The 235-nt window shown below is 31.1% G+C and carries 1 protein-coding gene; it reads left to right on the forward strand.

What is annotated here, in order from left to right; genetic code table 11:
• Positions 1–235: hypothetical protein (locus AOA60_RS33690; protein ID WP_218240992.1), on the forward strand; the 235-nt coding region annotated here is incomplete at both ends.

Consider the following 235-nt stretch of genomic DNA (forward strand, 5'->3'; position numbering starts at 1 on the left):
CATGTATATTCATCGTTTTCTATTTTTTTCAAGTGGACCATTTGGAAGCAAGAGTATGAGGGAAGTCAGGAAAAACCAGTCATTTTTTCCGATAAACAATCTATCAAGAAGCACTCCAAAACGATTTTATTAATCAATTTATTTGATTTAGTTCCTATTATACTTTTGGCTGGACTGATAATATGGAGAGGGAATCAACTAGTTTTTAATGAATTGCAAGCTATCATTATAATAC

The sequence above is a fragment of the Pseudomonas sp. 2822-17 genome, from assembly GCF_002742485.1.
GTDB lineage: Bacteria > Pseudomonadota > Gammaproteobacteria > Pseudomonadales > Pseudomonadaceae > Aquipseudomonas > Aquipseudomonas cyclaminis.